At 62.3% G+C, this 18,705-nt stretch carries 19 protein-coding genes; 13 read left to right on the top strand and 6 right to left on the bottom strand.

Annotation, left to right across the window (positions count from 1 at the left end; all coding sequences use genetic code 11):
- Nucleotides 1–435 precede the first annotated feature (435 nt).
- The 12 genes from coxB to rnhA all read left to right on the top strand — a co-directional run bounded on the left by coxB (nucleotide 436) and on the right by rnhA (nucleotide 9,894).
- Nucleotides 436–1,311 carry a cytochrome c oxidase subunit II gene (gene coxB / locus O4H62_RS05355; RefSeq protein WP_269386089.1) on the top strand — a complete coding sequence of 292 codons (876 nt, stop codon included), beginning with the start codon at nucleotides 436–438 and terminating at the stop codon, nucleotides 1,309–1,311.
- Nucleotides 1,312–1,329: 18 nt separating this feature from the next.
- On the top strand, nucleotides 1,330–2,985 hold the full coding sequence (gene ctaD / locus O4H62_RS05350) for a cytochrome c oxidase subunit I (protein ID WP_269386088.1): 1,656 nt from the start codon (nucleotides 1,330–1,332) through the stop codon (nucleotides 2,983–2,985).
- A gap of 142 nt (nucleotides 2,986–3,127) precedes the next feature.
- Entirely contained in the window at nucleotides 3,128–4,069 is a 942-nt protein-coding gene (locus tag O4H62_RS05345) for a heme o synthase (protein ID WP_269386328.1), read from the top strand.
- A gap of 2 nt (nucleotides 4,070–4,071) precedes the next feature.
- Nucleotides 4,072–4,221, top strand: coding sequence for a hypothetical protein (locus O4H62_RS05340; protein WP_269386087.1), 150 nt, complete (start codon nucleotides 4,072–4,074; stop codon nucleotides 4,219–4,221).
- Between the two features lie 10 nt (nucleotides 4,222–4,231).
- The gene (locus tag O4H62_RS05335) at nucleotides 4,232–4,834 is read left to right on the top strand and encodes a cytochrome c oxidase assembly protein (RefSeq protein ID WP_269386086.1); all 603 of its coding nucleotides are present in this window, start codon (nucleotides 4,232–4,234) and stop codon (nucleotides 4,832–4,834) included.
- 63 nt (nucleotides 4,835–4,897) lie between these two features.
- Entirely contained in the window at nucleotides 4,898–5,773 is an 876-nt protein-coding gene (locus tag O4H62_RS05330; protein ID WP_269386085.1) for a cytochrome c oxidase subunit 3, read from the top strand.
- 103 nt (nucleotides 5,774–5,876) lie between these two features.
- Nucleotides 5,877–6,260 (top strand): DUF983 domain-containing protein, encoded by a 384-nt coding sequence (locus O4H62_RS05325; RefSeq protein ID WP_269386084.1) that lies wholly within the window; start codon nucleotides 5,877–5,879, stop codon nucleotides 6,258–6,260.
- Nucleotides 6,253–6,999, top strand: coding sequence for an SURF1 family protein (locus O4H62_RS05320; protein ID WP_269386083.1), 747 nt, complete (start codon nucleotides 6,253–6,255; stop codon nucleotides 6,997–6,999). Before O4H62_RS05325 ends, O4H62_RS05320 begins: the two co-directional genes overlap by 8 nt.
- Before the next feature lie 47 nt (nucleotides 7,000–7,046).
- Complete coding sequence (locus O4H62_RS05315) at nucleotides 7,047–7,433, top strand: DUF1304 domain-containing protein (protein WP_269386082.1); 387 nt, start codon at nucleotides 7,047–7,049, stop codon at nucleotides 7,431–7,433.
- Between the two features lie 30 nt (nucleotides 7,434–7,463).
- A complete protein-coding gene (gene ispH, locus O4H62_RS05310; RefSeq protein WP_269386081.1) occupies nucleotides 7,464–8,462 on the top strand; it encodes a 4-hydroxy-3-methylbut-2-enyl diphosphate reductase in 999 nt (332 codons plus the stop codon).
- Nucleotides 8,463–8,464: 2 nt separating this feature from the next.
- Nucleotides 8,465–9,445, top strand: a complete 981-nt coding sequence (locus O4H62_RS05305) for a homoserine kinase (protein ID WP_269386079.1) — start codon at nucleotides 8,465–8,467, stop codon at nucleotides 9,443–9,445.
- Nucleotides 9,442–9,894, top strand: coding sequence for a ribonuclease HI (rnhA, locus tag O4H62_RS05300; protein WP_269386078.1), 453 nt, complete (start codon nucleotides 9,442–9,444; stop codon nucleotides 9,892–9,894). The genes O4H62_RS05305 and rnhA overlap by 4 nt, the downstream gene beginning before the upstream one ends.
- 34 nt (nucleotides 9,895–9,928) lie before the next feature.
- Here the strand turns inward: rnhA and O4H62_RS05295 are convergent, their stop codons facing one another.
- Both O4H62_RS05295 and O4H62_RS05290 read right to left on the bottom strand, forming a co-directional pair.
- The gene (locus O4H62_RS05295) at nucleotides 9,929–10,414 is read right to left on the bottom strand and encodes a peroxiredoxin (protein ID WP_269386076.1); all 486 of its coding nucleotides are present in this window, start codon (nucleotides 10,412–10,414) and stop codon (nucleotides 9,929–9,931) included.
- A 92-nt stretch (nucleotides 10,415–10,506) separates the two neighbouring features.
- Nucleotides 10,507–11,382, bottom strand: coding sequence for a protein-disulfide reductase DsbD domain-containing protein (locus O4H62_RS05290; RefSeq protein WP_269386075.1), 876 nt, complete (start codon nucleotides 11,380–11,382; stop codon nucleotides 10,507–10,509).
- A 155-nt stretch (nucleotides 11,383–11,537) separates the two neighbouring features.
- On the opposite strand from O4H62_RS05290, the gene O4H62_RS05285 reads away from it, so the two are divergent.
- Nucleotides 11,538–12,161, top strand: coding sequence for a YqgE/AlgH family protein (locus O4H62_RS05285; RefSeq protein ID WP_269386074.1), 624 nt, complete (start codon nucleotides 11,538–11,540; stop codon nucleotides 12,159–12,161).
- Nucleotides 12,162–12,257: 96 nt separating this feature from the next.
- Here O4H62_RS05285 and O4H62_RS05280 read toward each other — a convergent pair whose 3' ends face one another.
- From O4H62_RS05280 to thrC, 4 genes are read right to left on the bottom strand one after another with little or no spacing between them, the layout of a single operon-like run.
- Complete coding sequence (locus O4H62_RS05280; RefSeq protein WP_269386325.1) at nucleotides 12,258–15,143, bottom strand: EAL domain-containing protein; 2,886 nt, start codon at nucleotides 15,141–15,143, stop codon at nucleotides 12,258–12,260.
- Nucleotides 15,144–15,184: 41 nt separating this feature from the next.
- Nucleotides 15,185–15,808, bottom strand: a complete 624-nt coding sequence (locus tag O4H62_RS05275; RefSeq protein WP_269386072.1) for a GNAT family N-acetyltransferase — start codon at nucleotides 15,806–15,808, stop codon at nucleotides 15,185–15,187.
- 20 nt (nucleotides 15,809–15,828) lie between these two features.
- Nucleotides 15,829–17,127 (bottom strand): M16 family metallopeptidase, encoded by a 1,299-nt coding sequence (locus O4H62_RS05270; protein WP_269386071.1) that lies wholly within the window; start codon nucleotides 17,125–17,127, stop codon nucleotides 15,829–15,831.
- A gap of 18 nt (nucleotides 17,128–17,145) precedes the next feature.
- A complete protein-coding gene (thrC, locus tag O4H62_RS05265) occupies nucleotides 17,146–18,549 on the bottom strand; it encodes a threonine synthase (RefSeq protein WP_269386069.1) in 1,404 nt (467 codons plus the stop codon).
- Between the last annotated feature and the right edge of the window lie 156 nt (nucleotides 18,550–18,705).

Below are 18,705 nucleotides of genomic sequence, written 5' to 3'. Positions count from 1 at the left end.
CAGGCACGCTAGGACAGCGCCAAGACTCCGGTTCGATATCTGTGCAAATGCCATTTCAACTCCATGGAACGGCCGAATCATCGCTCAATTTGTAGATGGGCGCGGGCAAATTGGAACCCTTCACGTCCACTCTCTGCTGTTTTGTGCGGCAAAAATGCGGCTTCGGGGCAACGCTGGCGGATCAAAGTGGACCGGCGAATGCGCCAGGGCTTCAGCCAGCAGGGCGTCCGCGGGCCGGTTTTCGGGGAAAATCGCGGTTCGGCTTGCTTCTGGCCGTCCAAACCCGCCGCTTTCACAAGGCCCCGCGCAAAAATGCCGCATCATCAACAGGTGACGACAGTTGCGGGCGATGTCATTCTGTGATTTGAAGCGCCAATCAAATTGAGGGATTCCGTCTTGTCACGCAGGCGGTACGATACTCGAGGGAGACATAACGTGACCAACAAGCTTTCTGCAGGGCTTGCCGCGCTGGTTTCGCTGGGCGCGAGCCCCGCTTTGGCAGCGCAGCCGGTTGATTGGCAATTGGGCTTGCAGCCCGCTGCCACCGAAATCATGACCCAGATCCGCGGCTTCGAAGCCTATACGCTCTGGTTTATCGTGCCGATCACACTCTTCGTGCTGGCGCTTCTGATCTACGTGATGGTGAAATTCCGCGCCGGGGCCAATCCCACCCCCTCCAAGACCAGCCACAATTCGCTCATCGAAGTGATCTGGACCCTCGGTCCTGTGGTCATTCTGCTGGCGCTGGCGATCCCGTCCTTCAACCTGCTGACCGCGCAGTACTCGCCCCCGGTCGCTGACTACACCGTCAAGGCGACTGGCTACCAGTGGTACTGGGGCTACGAGTATCAGACGGAAAACGAAGTCTCGTTTGACTCTCTGATGATGCAGGATGGCGACCGCGCCGATGCGGGCAAGGAAGACATGGCCGTCTATCCGCGCCTCCTTACGGTCGACAACGAATTCGTCGTTCCGGTCGGCAAGACGGTTCGCCTGTTGGTGACCGCTGCCGACGTGCTGCATTCCTTCGCCATGCCGGCGTTCGGCGTCAAGATGGATGCGGTGCCCGGCCGTCTTAACGAGACATGGTTCAAGGCGGACGCCGAAGGCCTCTACTATGGTCAGTGTTCCGAGCTTTGCGGCAAGGACCACGCCTACATGCCGATCGCGATCCGTGTGGTTGCCCAGGACAAGTTCGATGCCTGGCTTGCTGCAGCGGCCGATGATATCGAAGCCGCCAATCGCAACCTGGTTGCCGCCATCGAAGCCGACACGAAGTCGGTCGATGTCGCCGCCAACGATCAGAATTAAGAGAGGGGACTGAGACCAATGGCCGGTTCAACTGTCGCTCACGACGATCACGACCACAAGCCGCAGGGCTTTGTGCGTCGTTGGATGTATTCCACCAACCACAAGGATATCGGGACGCTCTACCTGATCTTCGCGATCATCGCGGGCATCATCGGCGGTCTTCTCTCCATTGCCATGCGCATGGAGCTGCAGGAGCCCGGCATCCAGATCTTCCACGGCCTGGCCGCAATGGTCTACGGTTTCGAGGGTGATGCGGCCATCGACGGCGGCAAGCACATGTACAATGTGTTCACCACCGCCCACGGCCTGATCATGATCTTCTTCATGGTCATGCCGGCGCTGATCGGCGGCTTCGCCAACTGGATGGTGCCGATCATGATCGGTGCACCGGACATGGCGTTCCCGCGCATGAACAACATCTCGTTCTGGCTTCTGCCGCCCGCCTTCATCCTGCTCCTGCTTTCGATGTTCGTCGAAGGTCCTGCAGGCGCCTACGGCACCGGCGGCGGCTGGACCATCTACCCGCCGCTTTCGACCTCGGGCCAGCCTGGTCCGGCAATGGATTTCGCCATCCTGTCGCTGCACGTCGCTGGCGCCTCGTCGATCCTCGGCGCGATCAACTTCATCACCACCATCTTCAACATGCGTGCGCCGGGCATGACCCTGCACAAGATGCCGCTGTTTGCCTGGTCAGTGCTGATCACAGCATTCCTGCTGCTGTTGTCCCTGCCGGTTCTCGCTGGCGGCATCACCATGCTTCTGACCGACCGCAACTTCGGTACCGCATTCTTCGCGCCTGAAGGTGGCGGCGATCCGATCCTGTTCCAGCACCTGTTCTGGTTCTTCGGTCACCCGGAAGTCTACATCCTGATCCTGCCGGCCTTCGGCATCATCAGCCACATCGTCTCGACCTTCTCGCGCAAGCCGGTGTTCGGCTATCTCGGAATGGCCTATGCGATGGTTGCCATCGGCGCGGTCGGCTTCATCGTGTGGGCGCACCACATGTACACCGTCGGCCTGTCGCTCAACACGCAGCGCTACTTCGTCTTCGCCACCATGGTGATCGCGGTTCCGACCGGCGTGAAGATCTTCTCCTGGATCGCGACGATGTGGGGCGGCTCGATCTCGTTCCGCACCCCGATGCTCTGGGCGATCGGCTTCATCTTCCTGTTCACCGTTGGCGGTGTGACCGGCGTGCAGCTCGCCAATGCCGGTCTCGACCGGGCCATGCACGACACCTACTACGTGGTTGCCCACTTCCACTACGTGCTGTCGCTCGGCGCCGTGTTCGCGATCTTCGCCGGCTGGTACTACTGGTTCCCGAAGATGACCGGCTACATGTACAACCCGACGGTTGCCCGCATCCACTTCTGGGTCACCTTCGTGGGCGTCAACCTGGTGTTCTTCCCGCAGCATTTCCTCGGCCTTGCCGGTATGCCGCGCCGCTACATCGACTATCCGGATGCATTTGCCGGCTGGAACGCGATCTCGTCCTACGGATCGTACATCTCCGGCTTCGGCGTCCTGATCTTCCTCTTCGGTGTCTGGGAAGCCTTCGCCAAGAAGCGCGTTGCCGGTGACAACCCCTGGGGCGAGGGTGCGACCACTCTCGAATGGCAGCTGACGTCGCCGCCGCCCTACCACCAGTGGGAGAAGCTGCCGCGCATCAAGTAATCTTGGCGCAGTCAGCGTGAAATCCAGGCCGCCGGGTCGATCCGGCGGTCTGATGCTTGCAACCGGGAAGCACAAAACCCGGACCCCGCTTGAAGGGGACCGTTGAACCCGGGGATGAAGGAAAGGCAAGTTGCCCATGGCAATGACCAACGAACATGATGCTCTGACCGCTCCCGCTTCGGCGGCTGTCGTCGATGGCGATGCAGGCGATTTCTTCGCGCTGCTGAAGCCGCGTGTCATGTCGCTTGTCGTCTTCACGGCGCTCGTCGGCATGCTGATGGCTCCCGGTGAAATACATCCGGTGATCGGCTTCATTGCCATTCTTGCGATCGCGGTTGGCGGTGGCGCGTCCGGCGCGCTCAACATGTGGTACGACGCCGACATCGACCTGATGATGGGCCGGACCGCGAAACGGCCGATTCCCGCGGGCCGGATTTCTGCGGAAACCACGCTTGCCTTCGGCCTGTTCCTGTCGGTGTTCTCGGTGGCGACCCTCGGCCTGATCGTCAACTGGCTTTCTGCCGGCCTGCTCGCCTTCACCATTTTCTTCTATGCGGTCGTCTACACGATGTGGCTGAAGCGCTCGACGCCGCAGAACATCGTCATCGGCGGCGCCGCAGGCGCATTCCCGCCGATTATCGGCTGGGCCTGCGTAACCAATTCGATCTCGCTCGAGAGCATCGCGCTTTTCGCGATCATCTTCCTCTGGACGCCTGCGCATTTCTGGGCGCTGGCCCTGTTCAAGTCCGAGGATTACGGCCGCGCCGGCGTTCCCATGCTGCCCAATGTGGCGGGTGAGCGCACGACCAAGAACCAGATCGTCCTCTATGCGGTACTCACGGCCATCAGCGGCGTGGTTCCGACCGTCATGGGCTTTGCCGGGTTCGCCTATGGCGTGGTCGCGGCGGTCCTTGGTATGGCTTTCATCTGGTATTCGATCCAGGTCTGGCGGATGCCGGACGGCGACAAGAAGATGATCCCGGCCAAGAAGATGTTTGCCTATTCGCTGCTTTATCTGTTCGTCATTTTCACGGCATTGCTGGTCGATGCGCTGGCGCCGAAATTCATGGGTCTGGTGGCTTGAGCATGGACAGGGTCGAACTCACCGAACAGCAGAAGAAGGCGCGGCGCTCGCGATCCGTGGCGCTGGCGATTGTCCTGGCTGTCCTGGCCGTGCTGTTTTACGTGGTGACCATCATCAAGGTCGGTCCCGGCATCTTCAACCGTCCGATGTGAGGAAGAGGCAATGAGCGGCACTCCGGCGGATACCAGCAAGACCAGAACCAACATGCGCATCGTTGTCGCCTGTTCGGCATTCGTGGCCTCGATGATCGGCGTGAGCTACGCCGCCGTGCCGCTTTACCAGCTGTTTTGCCAGGTCACCGGTTACGGCGGCACCACGCAACGCGTCGAGCAGATGTCGGATACGATCCTCGACCGCACCATCAAGATCCGCTTCGATTCCAACGTCGCAGCCGGTCTGCCATGGGATTTCAAGCCGGTTCAGCGCGAGGTCGAACTCAAGATCGGCGAGACTGTTCAGGTCTCTTACACCGCCAGCAACAAGTCGGACGTGGCCACCTCCGGCCAGGCGACCTTCAACGTCACGCCGATGGCGGCGGGCGCCTATTTCAACAAGATCCAGTGTTTCTGCTTCACCGAAAATGAGCTGAAGCCTGGTGAGACAATGGACATGCCCGTCGTCTTCTTCGTCGATCCGGCGATTGTCGACGATCTGGATGCCAAGGACATAACCACAATCACGCTTTCTTACACTTTCTTCCCCCACGCATCGGAAAAACCCGTTGCAGCGGTGGCGGAGCCGGTGCAAGACAGGAACACCTTGTAAGACCAACACTGCACCGGACGGGTGGTCCGGGGCGGGAATGATGACCATCGGGGAAAAGCTGACATGGCCGACGCACATCAAAAACACCACGACTATCACATCATCGACCCGAGCCCGTGGCCGCTGACCGGATCGATCGGCGCGCTCGTCATGGCGCTGGGCGGCATCGGCTGGATGCAGGGCATGAAGGGCGCGGATTCGCTGCTTGGTCTGCCGATCACCAACCCGGTCCTGTTCCTCGTCGGTCTGGCGATCGTTCTCTACACCATGTTCGGCTGGTGGGGCGCGACCATCAAGGAAGCCCATGAAGGTCATCACACCCGCGTGGTCAGCCTGCACCTGCGCTACGGCATGATCATGTTCATCGCCTCGGAAGTGATGTTCTTCGTCGCCTGGTTCTGGGCCTTCTTCGACGCCAGCCTGTTCCCGGACGAGGTCCATCAGGTTGCCCGCGCCGCCTTTACCGGCGGTCAGTGGCCGCCGGCCGGCATCGAAGTCCTCGATCCGATGCACCTGCCGCTCTACAACACCATCATCCTGCTGCTGTCGGGCACCACGGTGACCTGGGCGCACCATGCGCTGCTGCATGGCGACCGCAAGGGCCTGGTCAATGGCCTGGCGCTGACGGTGGCTCTGGGCATCCTGTTTTCCGGCGTCCAGGCTTACGAATATGCGCACGCTCCGTTCGCCTTCAAAGATTCCATCTACGGTGCCACGTTCTTCATGGCCACCGGCTTCCACGGCTTCCACGTTCTGGTCGGCACGATCTTCCTGATCGTTTGCCTGATCCGTGCCATGAAGGGCGACTTCACGCCGAAGCAGCATTTCGGTTTCGAAGCAGCTGCCTGGTACTGGCACTTCGTTGACGTGGTCTGGCTGTTCCTGTTCTTCTCGATCTACGTCTGGGCATCTTGGGGTGCGCCGATCTACCACGGCTGACATCAAGACCTGGATCCAGCTATTCAGGGGGGCGGCGGGGAAACCTGCCGCCCTCTGCGTTTGAGGCGGGCGAGTGGTCCCGAAACAACAAGGAAACCAGCCAATGTCCAAGGATGAAGCCCATTACCCGCCCGTCGATCCGGTATCGGTCGGATTGCGCGGCCGCTGCCCCCGATGCGGCGAGGGCGCGCTGTTTGATGGCCTGCTCGGCGTGAAGCCGAAATGCGGCGTTTGCGGCCTGGACTATTCCTTCGCTGACGCCGGCGACGGCCCGGCGGTTTTTGTGATTCTCATCATCGGATTTATCGTCGTTGGCCTCGCCCTCTGGCTCGAAGTCAACTACAGCCCGGCGCTCTGGGTTCACCTGATCTTGTGGATTCCGCTGTCGACCATTCTCTGCCTGGGGCTGCTGCGCGGGCTGAAGGGACTGATGATCGCGCTGCAATACCGCCACAAGGCAGCCGAGGGACAGATCGATCGTGGTTGAGCCGGCAGACAGCGGGAAAGCCCGGCGCACCGGCAAGTTCTGGCTCGGCCTGGTTTTATTTCCGATCGCCCTTGCGGTCCTGGTTTCGCTCGGCACCTGGCAGGTCAAGCGGCTTCACTGGAAAGAAGACCTGCTGGCGGCGATCGAACAGCGCAGCCAGGCCGATCCTGTTGATGTCAGCGCAATTAAGGCGGCGCTCGGAGCGGGAGAGCCGATCGACTACCGCGCGGCCCGCGCCTCCGGCCGCTTCCTCAATGACAGGGAACGCCACTTCTTCGCGACCTTCGAAGGCCAGTCCGGATTCTATGTCTACACGCCGCTCGAACTTGATGACGGCCGGTTGCTATTCGTCAATCGCGGCTTTGTCCCCTATGACCGGAAAGAGCCGTCGACTCGGCCGCAAAGCCTGGTCGAGGGCGTGCAGACCATCACCGGTCTCGCGCGCGCCCGGCTCGAGGAAAAGCCCTCCTTCATGGTCCCCGAGAACGACGAGGCTGCCAATATCTTCTACTGGAAGGACCTCGACCGGATGGCCGCGTCCACCGGCTTGGCCGCAGACAAGGTGCTGCCCTTCTTCCTCGATGCAGATTCGACGCCTGTTCCCGGCGGCTTGCCGCGCGGCGGCGTCACGGTCATCGATCTGCCCAACAGCCATCTGCAATATGCCATCACGTGGTATGGTCTGGCGCTCGCCCTGCTCGGTGTCGCCCTGTTCGGATGGTTCAAGCGAAAATCCTGATCACGGCTGGCGTTCCACCATGCCGGCATGCTAGCCGGATACGGCAGATGATCGGAAAGGAAAATCAGGTGGCAATTCTGGCTTTGATCCTGGTGGCGCTGATCGCGCTTGAACATATCTACATTCTTGTGCTCGAGATGTTTTTCTGGACCTCGCCGCGCGGAATGAAGGCTTTCGGCACCAAGCCCGAGCAGGCGATCCAGACCAGGGTCATGGCGGCCAACCAGGGGCTCTACAACGGCTTTCTCGCTGCCGGCCTGATCTGGTCTCTGCTCCACCCGGATACCGGCTTTGCCTTCCAGCTCAAGCTGTTTTTCCTTGGCTGCGTTCTGGTCGCCGGCCTATATGGGGGCGCAACCGCATCGCGCAAGATCTTCGTCATCCAGGCGCTTCCAGCTGCGATTGCCCTGATCGTCGTTCTCATTGCCGGTTGACTTTGACCGGCTGAAACACTTGATGAGCCAATGAACCGAACCCCACTGACAATCCGGCTTTGCGGCCCCCGCGGTTTTTGTGCCGGGGTGGATCGCGCCATCCAGATCGTGGTGCTGGCGCTGAAGAAGTATGGAGCGCCGGTCTATGTGCGCCATGAGATCGTCCACAACCGTTTCGTTGTCGAGGGTCTGGAGGCGCTCGGCGCGGTCTTCGTCGAGGAGCTTGATGAAATTCCGGTGGAGCATCATGCCCAGCCGGTGATCTTTTCGGCCCACGGCGTCGCCAAGTCCGTGCCCGCGGACGCCGAAGCCCGCAACCTGTTCTATCTCGATGCCACCTGTCCGCTCGTTTCCAAGGTCCACAAGCAGGCCATGCGCCACGAGCGGCTGGGCCGGCACGTCGTGCTCATCGGCCACAAGGGCCATCCCGAAGTCATCGGCACCATGGGACAGCTGCCGCCGGGCGCCGTGACGCTGGTCGAAACAGTGACGGATGTCGACGCCTTCGAGCCCGCCGATCCCGCAGCCCTCGGCTTCGTCACCCAGACGACCCTGTCGGTGGACGACACCGCCGACGTGATCGCGCGGCTCAACCAGCGCTTCCCTGAGATCACCGCGCCTGCGGCGGAATCGATCTGCTACGCCACCACCAACCGCCAGGATGCGGTCAAGCAGGCGGCTCCCGGCTGCGATCTGTTCGTGGTTGTCGGCGCCCCCAATTCCTCCAACTCCAAGCGGCTTGTCGAAGTCGCGCTGAAGGCCGGGGCGAAGAAGTCGATCCTGCTGCAGCGCGCCCACGAAATCGACTGGGACGCCATCGGCGACATTCGCCTGCTCGGACTGTCCGCCGGGGCGTCGGCGCCGGAAGTCGTCGTCGCCGAGATCATCGACGCGTTCAAGGCCCGTTTCGATGCGACCATCGAGCTGGCCGAGACCGTGCAGGAGACCGAGAACTTCCTGGTCAATCGCGAACTGCGCGATGTCGAACTCACCACCGCCGACATGGCGTTCGTCAACGGAGAGCGCTGAGAATGGCCGTCTATACGGATGTGAACGAGGAACAGCTCAGGGCGTTTCTCGAGGAATACGATGTCGGCACCCTCTTGTCCTACAAGGGCATTGCCGAAGGGGTGGAGAATTCCAATTTCCTGCTGCGCACCAGCGGCGGCACCTTCATCCTGACGCTCTACGAGAAGCGGGTCAATCGCGACGACCTGCCGTTTTTCCTGGGGCTGATGGATCATCTGGCGCTCAAGGGGCTGAGCTGCCCGCTGCCGATCGAGCGCAAGGATGGCGGCCACCTGGGGGAACTGGCCGGCCGGCCGGCGGCGATGGTCTCGTTTCTCGACGGCGCCTGGCTGCGCAAGCCGCAGGCCCTGCATTGCCGCGAGGTGGGCCGTGCCCTGGCCGCCATGCATGTGGCCGGCAATGATTTCCCGATCCGCCGCGTCAACGGCCTTACCGTGGTCAACTGGCGGCCCCTGTGGGAGGGATCGCGCGACCGGGCCGACGAGGTCCAGCCCGGGCTGCGCGATGAGATCGATCAGGAACTGGCAGCCCTTGAAAGCAACTGGCCGGACAATCTGCCGGAGGGTGTGATCCATGCCGACCTGTTCCCCGACAATGTGTTTTTCATCGAGGACCGGCTGTCGGGCCTGATCGACTTTTATTTCGCCTGCAATGATTTCTTCGCCTATGACGTCGCCATCTGCCTCAACGCCTGGTGCTTTGAAGCCGACGGCGCATTCAACCTGACAAAGGGCATGGCGCTGATCGACGGCTACGTGTCGGTTCGTCCGCTCGACCAACGCGAGGCGGAAGCCTTGCCGCTGCTGGCGCGTGGCGCTGCGTTGCGCTTCTTCCTCACGCGCCTGCACGACTGGCTGACCACGCCGGAAGGCGCGCTGGTGGTCAAGAAGGACCCGCTCGAATATCTGCGCAAGCTGCGGTTCCATCGCAGGATCGGATCGAGCTCGGAATATGGCCTTCGCAGCAAGGATCTGACACATTGAAGCATGTTGAAATTTTCACCGACGGCGCCTGTTCGGGCAATCCCGGTCCGGGCGGCTGGGGCGCCATCCTGCGCCATGGCGCATCGGTCAAGGAAATGTCGGGCGGCGAGGCCGAAACGACCAACAACCGCATGGAGCTGCTGGCGGCGATCTCGGCGCTGAACGCGCTCAAGAGCGCCTGCGAGGTCGACCTCTACACCGACAGCAAATATGTCATGGACGGCATTTCCAAGTGGATTTTTGGCTGGAAGAAGAACGGCTGGAAGACCGCCGACAAGAAACCGGTGAAGAACGCCGAACTCTGGCAGGCGCTTGATCAGGCCAACCAGCGCCACAAGGTCAAGTGGCACTGGGTCAAGGGCCATGACGGCCATCCGGAGAATGAACGCGCCGATGAGCTGGCGCGGGAGGGCATGGCCCCCTTCAAAACCAGAACGGCGCCCCGATAGGGCGCCGCTTGATGTTTCGCATTGTCTGCGGAGCTCAGAGCTGCTCAAGCAGGGCGGCAGCGCCAGAGGCTACTGCCGTGCCGGGGGTCTCTTCGAGATTGAATGCCGTCACCTTGCCGTCCTCGACAATCATCGAATAGCGCTTCGAGCGGATGCCCAGCGTGCCTGCGGAAAGATCCGCATCCATGCCGATCGCCTTGGTGAAGCTCGCATCCCAGTCCGACAGGTAGCGCAGCTTGCCGGTGCCGTTGGTTGCCTTTTCCCAGGCCCCCATGACGAAGGCGTCATTGACGGACACCACGGCGATCTCGTCGACACCCTTTGCCAGAATGGCGTCGCGGTTCTCGAGGTAACCGGGCAGGTGATTGAGATGGCAGGTCGGCGTAAACGCGCCGGGCACCGCGAACAGGACGACCTTCTTGCCGGCGAACAGGTCGCTGACCTTTGTCTCGGTCATGCCGTCTGCGGTTTTTTCCTTGAAGGTGGCTTCGGGCAGTTTGTCCCCAATTGAAATCGTCACGTCGGCGCTCCTTGTGTGCCTTTGCTATCAGCCGCAATCTAGGCGTTGCGGCGGAAATTTCGAGTCTTGATTTCAAGAAAATCGGGCCGGAATCAATCCCCGGCGGCGCGGTTGACCGAAACGGTCTGAGCGATGGCGCGCTGACCCAGCGTGACGACAATGTCGAGCGGGAGGGGAGCGGTGTCCGCATCCGCTCCGGAAGGCTGTTCGACCCGGACCGTCCATTCGGCCAGCCCGTCCGCGTTGCTTGTCAGCTTCGGCGGAGCGAAGGCGAAACCGTCCGGTCCGGCGACAAATATCTCGGGATCGACGCCCGAAGGGCGGAATGCGGGCAGGGTCGCCGAAATCGTCAGCTGCGTCCCGTTCATCTCAAGCAGCGCCGACTTGAGGCTGAAATCGGCCCCGGGGGCTTCCGGCAGGCGGGCAAACGCGGCATCGACCGCCTGCCGCGCGGCATCATGGCCGGCGGGATCTGCGGGCAGGTCGACCACCAGTTCGGCCTGAAACGGCACGCAGATCTTTTCGCAGATGCCGATGAAGGCCTGTGCGTGGACCTGCCCGTTCCCGGATCCGGTGCGCCGGAATGTCAGCGGAAACTGCACCGGCGCCGTATAGCCGGCCCAGATCGCATAGCCGTCATCGACGCGCACCGGCGCCGGGTAGTCCATCGACAGGAGAGCCACGCCTTTGTTCAGCGAAAAATCCAGCGTCGGCGGAATCCCCGCACTGCCGGGATCGCGCCAATAGGTCTTCCAGCCCGGTTCCAGGTCGACATCGAGAAAACCGGCAATCGTGCCGTCGTCGCGCGGCGCCGGATCGATGACCAGGCGCATGCGCCCGCCTTCGGTCTCGGCCCAGCCGCTGTCGAGTGACCAGGCCGGAACCAGGGTCACGGCAAGCGCGATCGTCTGGCCGAAGAGAACAGGCAGCAGGTGCCGGAGCAGGGATATCGCAGGGCGTTTTGACATGGGGCCATCCTAACGGAACCGGCAGCGGCAAATCCATTCAATACAACGGACCGGTTTCTCATTTTTCCGTGACCGGTCGCTCCACGCGTTGGGCGTCAGCCAATCATGAGCCGAAAGGGGCTTTCCAAAATGCTGAAACTTGCTAGGCTCGATCCATGTTCGGGATCGATAGGAAATTGTCCCGGGGGCCCCGGGGATGCCTGGATGGGCATTTCCTCGTAGCCATGCCGGGTATGAGCGATGAGCGCTTCGAGCGCGCTGTCATATTCGTGTGCGCCCATTCCGAGGATGGCGCCATGGGGTTCATTGTCAACCGACCGCAACCGCTTCTGTTCGAGCAGTTGCTCGAAAATCTCGATCTCGACAGCCCGAAGGGCCATGGACCCGCCTCGCGCGGCGGCGTCAGCGATCGCGCCCGTGACTTTCCCATCCAGCTCGGTGGTCCGGTGGAATCGGGCCGCGGCTTCGTCCTGCATTCCGACGATTACCTGAGCGAGTCGACCATACCGGTGAACGACGATCTGTGCCTGACGGCGACGGTGGATATCCTGCGGGCCATCAAGGAAGGCCGTGGGCCGGAACGCGGCATCATGCTTCTGGGCTACGCCGGCTGGGCGCCCGGGCAGCTCGAAAGCGAAATCGCATCCAATACCTGGCTGAGCTGCCCCGGACGCGACGATCTGGTCTTTGACCAGGACCATTCCGGAAAATACGACCGGGTTCTGGCCCATATGGGGATCCAGCCGGCGATGCTGTCCAACCAGGCAGGCCACGCCTGAGAGCTGTTCTATCCGACCGCATTGCCGATGAAACGATGAAACCGGAAGGCTGACCGGGGCAGGGAAACCGGCGGGCAGGGCGCCAGGTAGCGGCAGTCAGTTTGGCCGGGCCACCGGGAAACGCTCCTTCAGGAGCTTCTGAACCGAATCCGATCCGATCGGCGGGCCGAACAGGAAGCTCTGTCCATAATCGCAGCCGATTTCCGAGAGCTTCATCGCATCGGTTTCAGACGCCACACCCTCCGCGACGACCTTCATCTCCAGCTGCTTGGCGAGATTGACGATGGAGCGGATCAGAACCCCACCCTTTTCGGACTGGTCAGCCACCAGCGCCTTGTCGATCTTGATGGTCTTGAACGGGAACCGCGTCAGGTACGACAGCGATGAGTGGCCGGTTCCGAAATCATCGAGCGTCAGCCCAATGCCGGCGTCGGCAAGCCGCGACAGCGTCATCAACGCCTGCTGCGGGTTGTGCATGACCAGGCTCTCGGTCAACTCGAGGCGAAAATGCCTGGGGTCGTTCTGGGTGGCGGAGATGACCTTGATCACGTCGTTGCACAGGTCGCTCTTGAGCAGCTGCGCGCTCGACAGATTGACCGACATGAACACCGGGATGTCGCCGATCGCCGACTGCCACAGCGCCAGATCCTCGGCCGCGCGCTTGAGCGAATACATGCCGAGTTCGAGGATCAGGTCGGAGGTTTCCGCCACCGGGATGAACTCCGAGGGCGGCACCGTTCCGCGTTTCGGGTCTTCCCAGCGAAGCAGGGCCTCGAAACCGGCGATCTCCGCATCCTTCAACTCGACGATCGGTTGGTAGACCAGCGTCAGCTCGTTGCGTTCCAGCGCCCGCCTGAGGTCGCTTTCCAGACGCTGCCGGTCCGACCCCACCGTCCGGAACGCCGGGCGGAACGGTTCGATCCGGTTGCCACCGAACCGCTTGGCCTGGTACATCGCAAGCTCCGCGTCCTTCATCAGGTCGTCGGGAACGGCGTTGTTCTCCACCCAGGTGACCAAGCCGATCGACGCCGTCAGCCGGATTTCCTGACCGGCGAAATCGATCGGGGCGGAAATCGCCTTGGAAATCGCCTCTGCCAGGGCTGCCACCTTGACCGCCTCCTGCTCGGACACCAGCACCAGCCCGAACTGGTCGCCGGAAATCCGCGCCAGCGTGTCCTGCGGCTTCAGCAGCCGTTTCAGGCGCCGGGTCAGCGCCAGCAGGATGGTGTCGCCGACCGACATGCCGAGCCTGTCATTGACCTGCTTGAAACGGTCGAGATCGATCATGAACACGCTTGGCCGCACATTCGGGTTGGTCTCGGCCAGGCTGATCACGGTCTGCAGGCGGTCGAGGAACAATTGCCGGTTCGGCAGCCCGGTCAGATTGTCGTGCACGGCATTGTGCAAGAGCCGGTCTTCCGAGGTCTTCTGCTCGGTAACGTCGATGATGGTGCCGACACAGCGGATCACTTCGCTGTTGGAGCCAAGCACCGGACGGGCCCTGAGCGCCATCCAGTGGTAATGCCCATCCTCGGCGCGCATCCGGAACTGGTGATTGAGCCGGCCCTTGCGATGCTCAAGCAGCACGTCGAGCGTCGTGCGGAACCGGTCGCGGTCGTCGGCGTGGATGCGCGGCAGCCAGGTGCGGGCGGGTCCAGCGAGTGCACCGGGCGGCAGTCCCAGCTGCGGCGAAAGATCCGGCGAGGTGACCACCCGGTCACGCACCACGTCCCAGTCCCAGACCGTGTCGCCGGAGCCCGCCAAGGCCATGGCCTGCCGTTCCATGTCCGAGAACAGGCCCTGATGGTAGGCGCCGCCGGCAAAGGCGTGCTGCATCACCGTAAAGCCCATCAGCAGCACGATCAGCACCAGGCCGCCGCCGAGCGCCGGCTGGACGATGTCATTGGCAAGCTGTCCCGTCACCGTCACCCAGGCGCCGAACAGCCAGCATAATATCAAGGCCCAGGTCGGGATCAGCATCACCGCCCTGTCGTAGCGATTGAAGCCAAGATAGGCGATCAGCGCCACGCCGGCGACCGCGGTCGCCGCAAAAGAGATGCGGGCAATGCCCGACGCCACCGGCGGATCGTAGATCGCCACCGCGAACAGCCCGCCCAGTCCGAGGATCCAGGCCACCGTCACATAGGACAGGTTTGTGTGCCAGCGGTTGAGATTGAGATAGGTGAACAGGAAGACCACCAGCCCGGTCGCCAGCAGCACTTCGGTTCCCGCCCGCCATATCCGCTCGTCGCCGGGCGTCACGCTGATGAGCTTGGAGAGGAAGCCGAAGTCGACCGAGACATAGGCCAGCACCGCCCAGGCAAGTGCCGCGGTTGCCGGTAGCATCGACGTGCCCTTGACCACGAACAGGATGGTCAGGAAGACGGCCAGAAGACCGGCAATGCCCAGCACGATGCCGCGATAGAGCGTGTAGGCGTTGACAGTATCCTTGTAGGCCTCGGGCTCCCACAGATAGATCTGCGGCAGGTCGGGTGCGGCGAGCTCGGCAACAAAGGTGATCACGGTTCCCGGGTTGAGGGTGATGCGGAAGACATCGTCCTCGCTGCTTTCGACCTGGTCGAGTGCAAAGCCTTCGCTGGGCGTGATGGAGAGAATCCGGGTCGAGCCCAGATCAGGCCACAACAGGTCGGATCCCACCAGCCGGAAATGCGGCGCCACGATCAGCCGGTCGATCTGTTCGTCTGTAACGTTGGCGAGCGCAAAAACCGCCCAGTCGCCGGAATGCTCGGGCGAGCTGGAACGGACCTCGATCCGTCGGACGATGCCGTCCGCGCCCGCTGCCGTCGACACCTGGAAGGCCTCGCCACGTCCCTTGTAGATCTCCGTCGTTGCCGTCAGGTCGAGCGCGGTGTCGTCGCGGCTGATCTTCACCGGCTCGATCGCCTGCGCTGCCGGGGCGAAGCCCAGCACCATACAGACGGCGAGGAGGCTCAGTGCCAACCGAAGGCAAGTGCCTGCCATGGCGCCAAGACGCCTGATCGGAGTGAAGCGGGGCATGTATTTCATTCGCCGGAACCGGATCCTTTCGCGCGTGTCGACTGCCAATCCTCGGCTATCAGCGCGTAAAGCAGGTGGTCGCGCCAGGCGCCGTTGATTTTGAGGTAGCCGTTCAAGTATCCCTCACGCCGAAACCCGACCTTTTCAAGGAGGCGCCGGCTCCTTTCATTGTCCGGAATACAGGCCGCCTCTATCCGGTGCAACTGCATCCTGTCAAAGACATGGGGAAGGAGGGCTTTTAACGCGTCGCCCATCAGTCCCTTGCCTGCGTGCTGTTCTCCCATCCAGTAGCCGAGCGAGCAGCTTTCCGCCACGCCGCGCCGGATCGATCCGAGCGTCACTCCCCCGACAATCCGGCCATTGGCCTTCTGGCAGACGAAAAGCGGCAGCGCCACGCCGGCTTCGCGGTCGGTGTCGTAACGGCGGATGCGGTAGCGGAAGGCCGTCCGGGTCAGGTCGTCGTCGGCCCAGCGCGGCTCCCAGGGCTCCAGAAAGGCCCGGCTTGCGGCACGCAACCGACTCCACTCGGCGAAATCGCCGATGACCGGAATGCGCAGAAAGGTCTTGTTCCCTTCGATCCGGAGCTCTTCCTGACTCCGGCTGCGGAAACGAAACACCGGAGGCGCCATGGCAGGGACAATCCTTAGGCTTATTCGGCTGCGGCAGTTCGCCCGCCATGCCGACCAAGTGCTTGAGCCATTTCCGACACCGAGAGCAGCTTGTCCACCGGGCCGATTGCCGACACCGTGATCGGGGTATCGAAGAACAGTTTTCCGGCGAGATCGGACAGTCTCTGTGGCGTCAGATTGGCCAGCCGCTCCATCAGTTCCTCGTTGCTCACCGGTCTGCCGAACAGCAGCATCTGGCGGGCGATCTGGCTGGCGCGCGCGGCCGGGCTTTCCTGCGCCATCAGGAGGCCGGAGCGCACTTGTGCTCGCGACCGGTTGATCTCCTGCTCCTCGACGCCATCCGTGGTTTTTGCGAGTTCCGACAGGATGACCGGGACAAGCTCTGCCAGATCCTCCTCGCCGGTTGCCGCATGAACGCCGAACAGGCCCGAATCCGAAAAGCCCCAGTGGAACGCGTAGACCGAATAGCACAGGCCTCGCTTCTCGCGGACTTCCTGAAACAGCCTCGATGACATGCCGCCGCCAAGGATGTTGGCCAGCAGCTGCGAGCAGTAGAAATCGCGCACCTGGTAGGCGCGGCCCTCGAACCCGATCAGTACCTGCGCGTCCATCAGGTCGCGGCTTTCGCGGTAGTCGCCGCCGGTGTAGCTGGCAGTCGGTATGGTGCGCAACAACGTGCCGGTGGGCTTGATGCTCTGTCCGAAACTGTCGTCGATGAGCTTGACGAATGTGTCGTGTTCCACCGCGCCGGCGGCCACGACGACGATGCGGTCGCCGGTATAATGGCGCGCCAGGTAGGCGCGAATCTGGTCCGCGGTGAACGCCTTGACCGTTTCAGGCGTGCCGAGAATCGGACGGCCGATGGTCTGGTCGCGGAAGGCGGCTTCCGTGAACTTGTCGTAGACAACGTCGTCCGGCGTGTCGTTGGCCGCGCCGATTTCCTGCAGGATGACGTGCTTTTCGCGGGTCAGCTCATCCTCGTCGAACACCGAATTGGTCAGGATATCGTGCAGGATGTCGACCGCCAGCGCCACGTGGTCCTTGAGCACCCGGGCGTAGTAGGAGGTGGTCTCCGTCGAGGTCGCGGCATTGACCTCGCCGCCGACATTCTCGATCTCTTCGGCGATCTGCCGCGCCGTGCGCTTGTGGGTTCCCTTGAACGCCATATGCTCGAGCAGGTGCGCAATCCCGTGCTCCTGTGCGGTTTCGTCGCGGGACCCTGACTTCACCCAGACGCCGAGAGCCACGCTCTCGAGATGGGGCATCGTCTCGGTAACCACCGTGACGCCGTTGCTCAGGCGTGTCGTCTTGACTTTCATACTGTCACTTTCCCCGGCTCATCGCGTGGCCCGTGTAAGCGACAGGATATGGCTTTCCACCTCGTCCTGGTCATTGGGCACTACGCTGAACCGTTCCTCCCGTTGCATAAGGTCAGAGAGCCACGACGGGAGCGCGGGGTCAATACCACAGGCTTTTTTTACGGCATCCGGGAACTTGGCCGGATGCGCGGTTGCGAGCGTGATCATCGGCGCCGATGGCTTTTCCATCCGTGCCGCAACGCACACGCCGACGGCCGTGTGCGGATCGAGCACATAGCCGGTTTCGGCCTGGACGTCGCGGATCATCGCCTTGACCTGGCGCTCGCTGGCCCGGCCGGCACGGAATTCCCTGCGGATGGCCTTGAGGGCGGGCTCGGCGATGTCGAAAGCGCCGGACTGCTTGAGCCCGGACATCGCCCGGCGCACGGCTTCCGGATCGCGGTCGTTGGCGTCAAACAGCAGACGCTCGAAATTCGACGAGATCTGGATGTCCATCGATGGCGATGTCGTCGGGTTGACGCCGCGCATCTCGTAGCGCCCGGTGCGCATGGTCCGCGCCAGGATGTCGTTTTCATTGGTGGCGATCACCAGCTTGGCGATGGGCAAGCCCATGCGCTTGGCGCAATATCCAGCAAATATGTCGCCGAAATTTCCGGTCGGGACCGTGAAAGACACCTTCCGGTCGGGGGCGCCCAGTGAAACGGCTGCGGTGAAATAGTAGACGATCTGGGCCATGATCCGCGCCCAGTTGATCGAATTGACGCCCGACAGGCGCACCTGTTCGCGGAAGGAAACGTGATTGAACATGGCTTTGACCATGTCCTGGCAATCGTCGAAATTGCCCTTCAGCGCCAGCGCATGAACGTTGGATGCCTTCGAGGTGGTCATCTGCCGCTGCTGCACCGGCGATACCCGGCCTTCGGGAAACAGGATGAAGATGTCGGTGCGGTCGCGCCCGGCAAAGGCCTCGATCGCCGCGCCCCCGGTATCGCCCGAAGTGGCGCCGACGATCGTCGCCCGCTCGCCGCGCTTGGCCAGCACATGGTCCATCAGCCGCGCGATCAGCTGCATCGCCACGTCCTTGAAGGCGAGCGTCGGTCCGTGGAACAACTCCAGCAAGAAGGCGTTCGGGCCGCTCTGCACCAGCGGCGCGACCGCCGGATGACGGAAGGTGGCATAGGCCTCGTCAATCATCGCGCGGAGGTCCGCGGGCTCGATCTCGCCGGCGGTGAACGGCTCGATCACGCGGAAGGCGATTTCCTGATAGCTCTGTCCGCGCATCGCCCGGATGTCCTTGCGCGAAAAGCCGGGCCATTCCCGCGGCACGTAAAGGCCGCCGTCGCGGGCCAGTCCCGCCAGAAGCGCATCGCTGAACTTGAGTGCGGGCGCTTCGCCCCGTGTCGAAATATAGTCCACAGACATGTTCTCCGGTGGTGGACGCGGATCGCGCAAGATGAGATAACGCCGGTCGATTTTACGCCGCGCGGCTGATATAGACCATGGGCGGTCGTCATGCAAAGGCCACACAGTTGTTTGACAGCTGGTCTTTCGCATTGGGTGTATGAAGGTAGGATTATC

This window comes from Parahoeflea alexandrii, assembly GCF_027214025.1.
GTDB classification, from domain to species: domain Bacteria; phylum Pseudomonadota; class Alphaproteobacteria; order Rhizobiales; family Rhizobiaceae; genus Hoeflea; species Hoeflea alexandrii_A.
The sequence above is the reverse complement of the archived record's forward strand: the minus strand, read 5'-3'. Positions and strand labels throughout refer to the sequence as shown.

Coding starts and splice junctions, on each gene's coding strand:
- ctaD (WP_269386088.1), top strand. CDS start 1,330: ATGGCCGGTTCAACTGTCGCTCACGACGATCACGACCACAAGCCGCAG.
- O4H62_RS05345 (WP_269386328.1), top strand. CDS start 3,128: ATGACCAACGAACATGATGCTCTGACCGCTCCCGCTTCGGCGGCTGTC.
- O4H62_RS05340 (WP_269386087.1), top strand. CDS start 4,072: ATGGACAGGGTCGAACTCACCGAACAGCAGAAGAAGGCGCGGCGCTCG.
- O4H62_RS05335 (WP_269386086.1), top strand. CDS start 4,232: ATGAGCGGCACTCCGGCGGATACCAGCAAGACCAGAACCAACATGCGC.
- O4H62_RS05330 (WP_269386085.1), top strand. CDS start 4,898: ATGGCCGACGCACATCAAAAACACCACGACTATCACATCATCGACCCG.
- O4H62_RS05325 (WP_269386084.1), top strand. CDS start 5,877: ATGTCCAAGGATGAAGCCCATTACCCGCCCGTCGATCCGGTATCGGTC.
- O4H62_RS05315 (WP_269386082.1), top strand. CDS start 7,047: ATGATCGGAAAGGAAAATCAGGTGGCAATTCTGGCTTTGATCCTGGTG.
- ispH (WP_269386081.1), top strand. CDS start 7,464: ATGAACCGAACCCCACTGACAATCCGGCTTTGCGGCCCCCGCGGTTTT.
- O4H62_RS05305 (WP_269386079.1), top strand. CDS start 8,465: ATGGCCGTCTATACGGATGTGAACGAGGAACAGCTCAGGGCGTTTCTC.
- O4H62_RS05290 (WP_269386075.1), bottom strand. CDS start 11,382: ATGTCAAAACGCCCTGCGATATCCCTGCTCCGGCACCTGCTGCCTGTT.
- O4H62_RS05285 (WP_269386074.1), top strand. CDS start 11,538: ATGTTCGGGATCGATAGGAAATTGTCCCGGGGGCCCCGGGGATGCCTG.
- O4H62_RS05280 (WP_269386325.1), bottom strand. CDS start 15,143: ATGGCAGGCACTTGCCTTCGGTTGGCACTGAGCCTCCTCGCCGTCTGT.
- O4H62_RS05275 (WP_269386072.1), bottom strand. CDS start 15,808: ATGGCGCCTCCGGTGTTTCGTTTCCGCAGCCGGAGTCAGGAAGAGCTC.
- O4H62_RS05270 (WP_269386071.1), bottom strand. CDS start 17,127: ATGAAAGTCAAGACGACACGCCTGAGCAACGGCGTCACGGTGGTTACC.
- thrC (WP_269386069.1), bottom strand. CDS start 18,549: ATGTCTGTGGACTATATTTCGACACGGGGCGAAGCGCCCGCACTCAAG.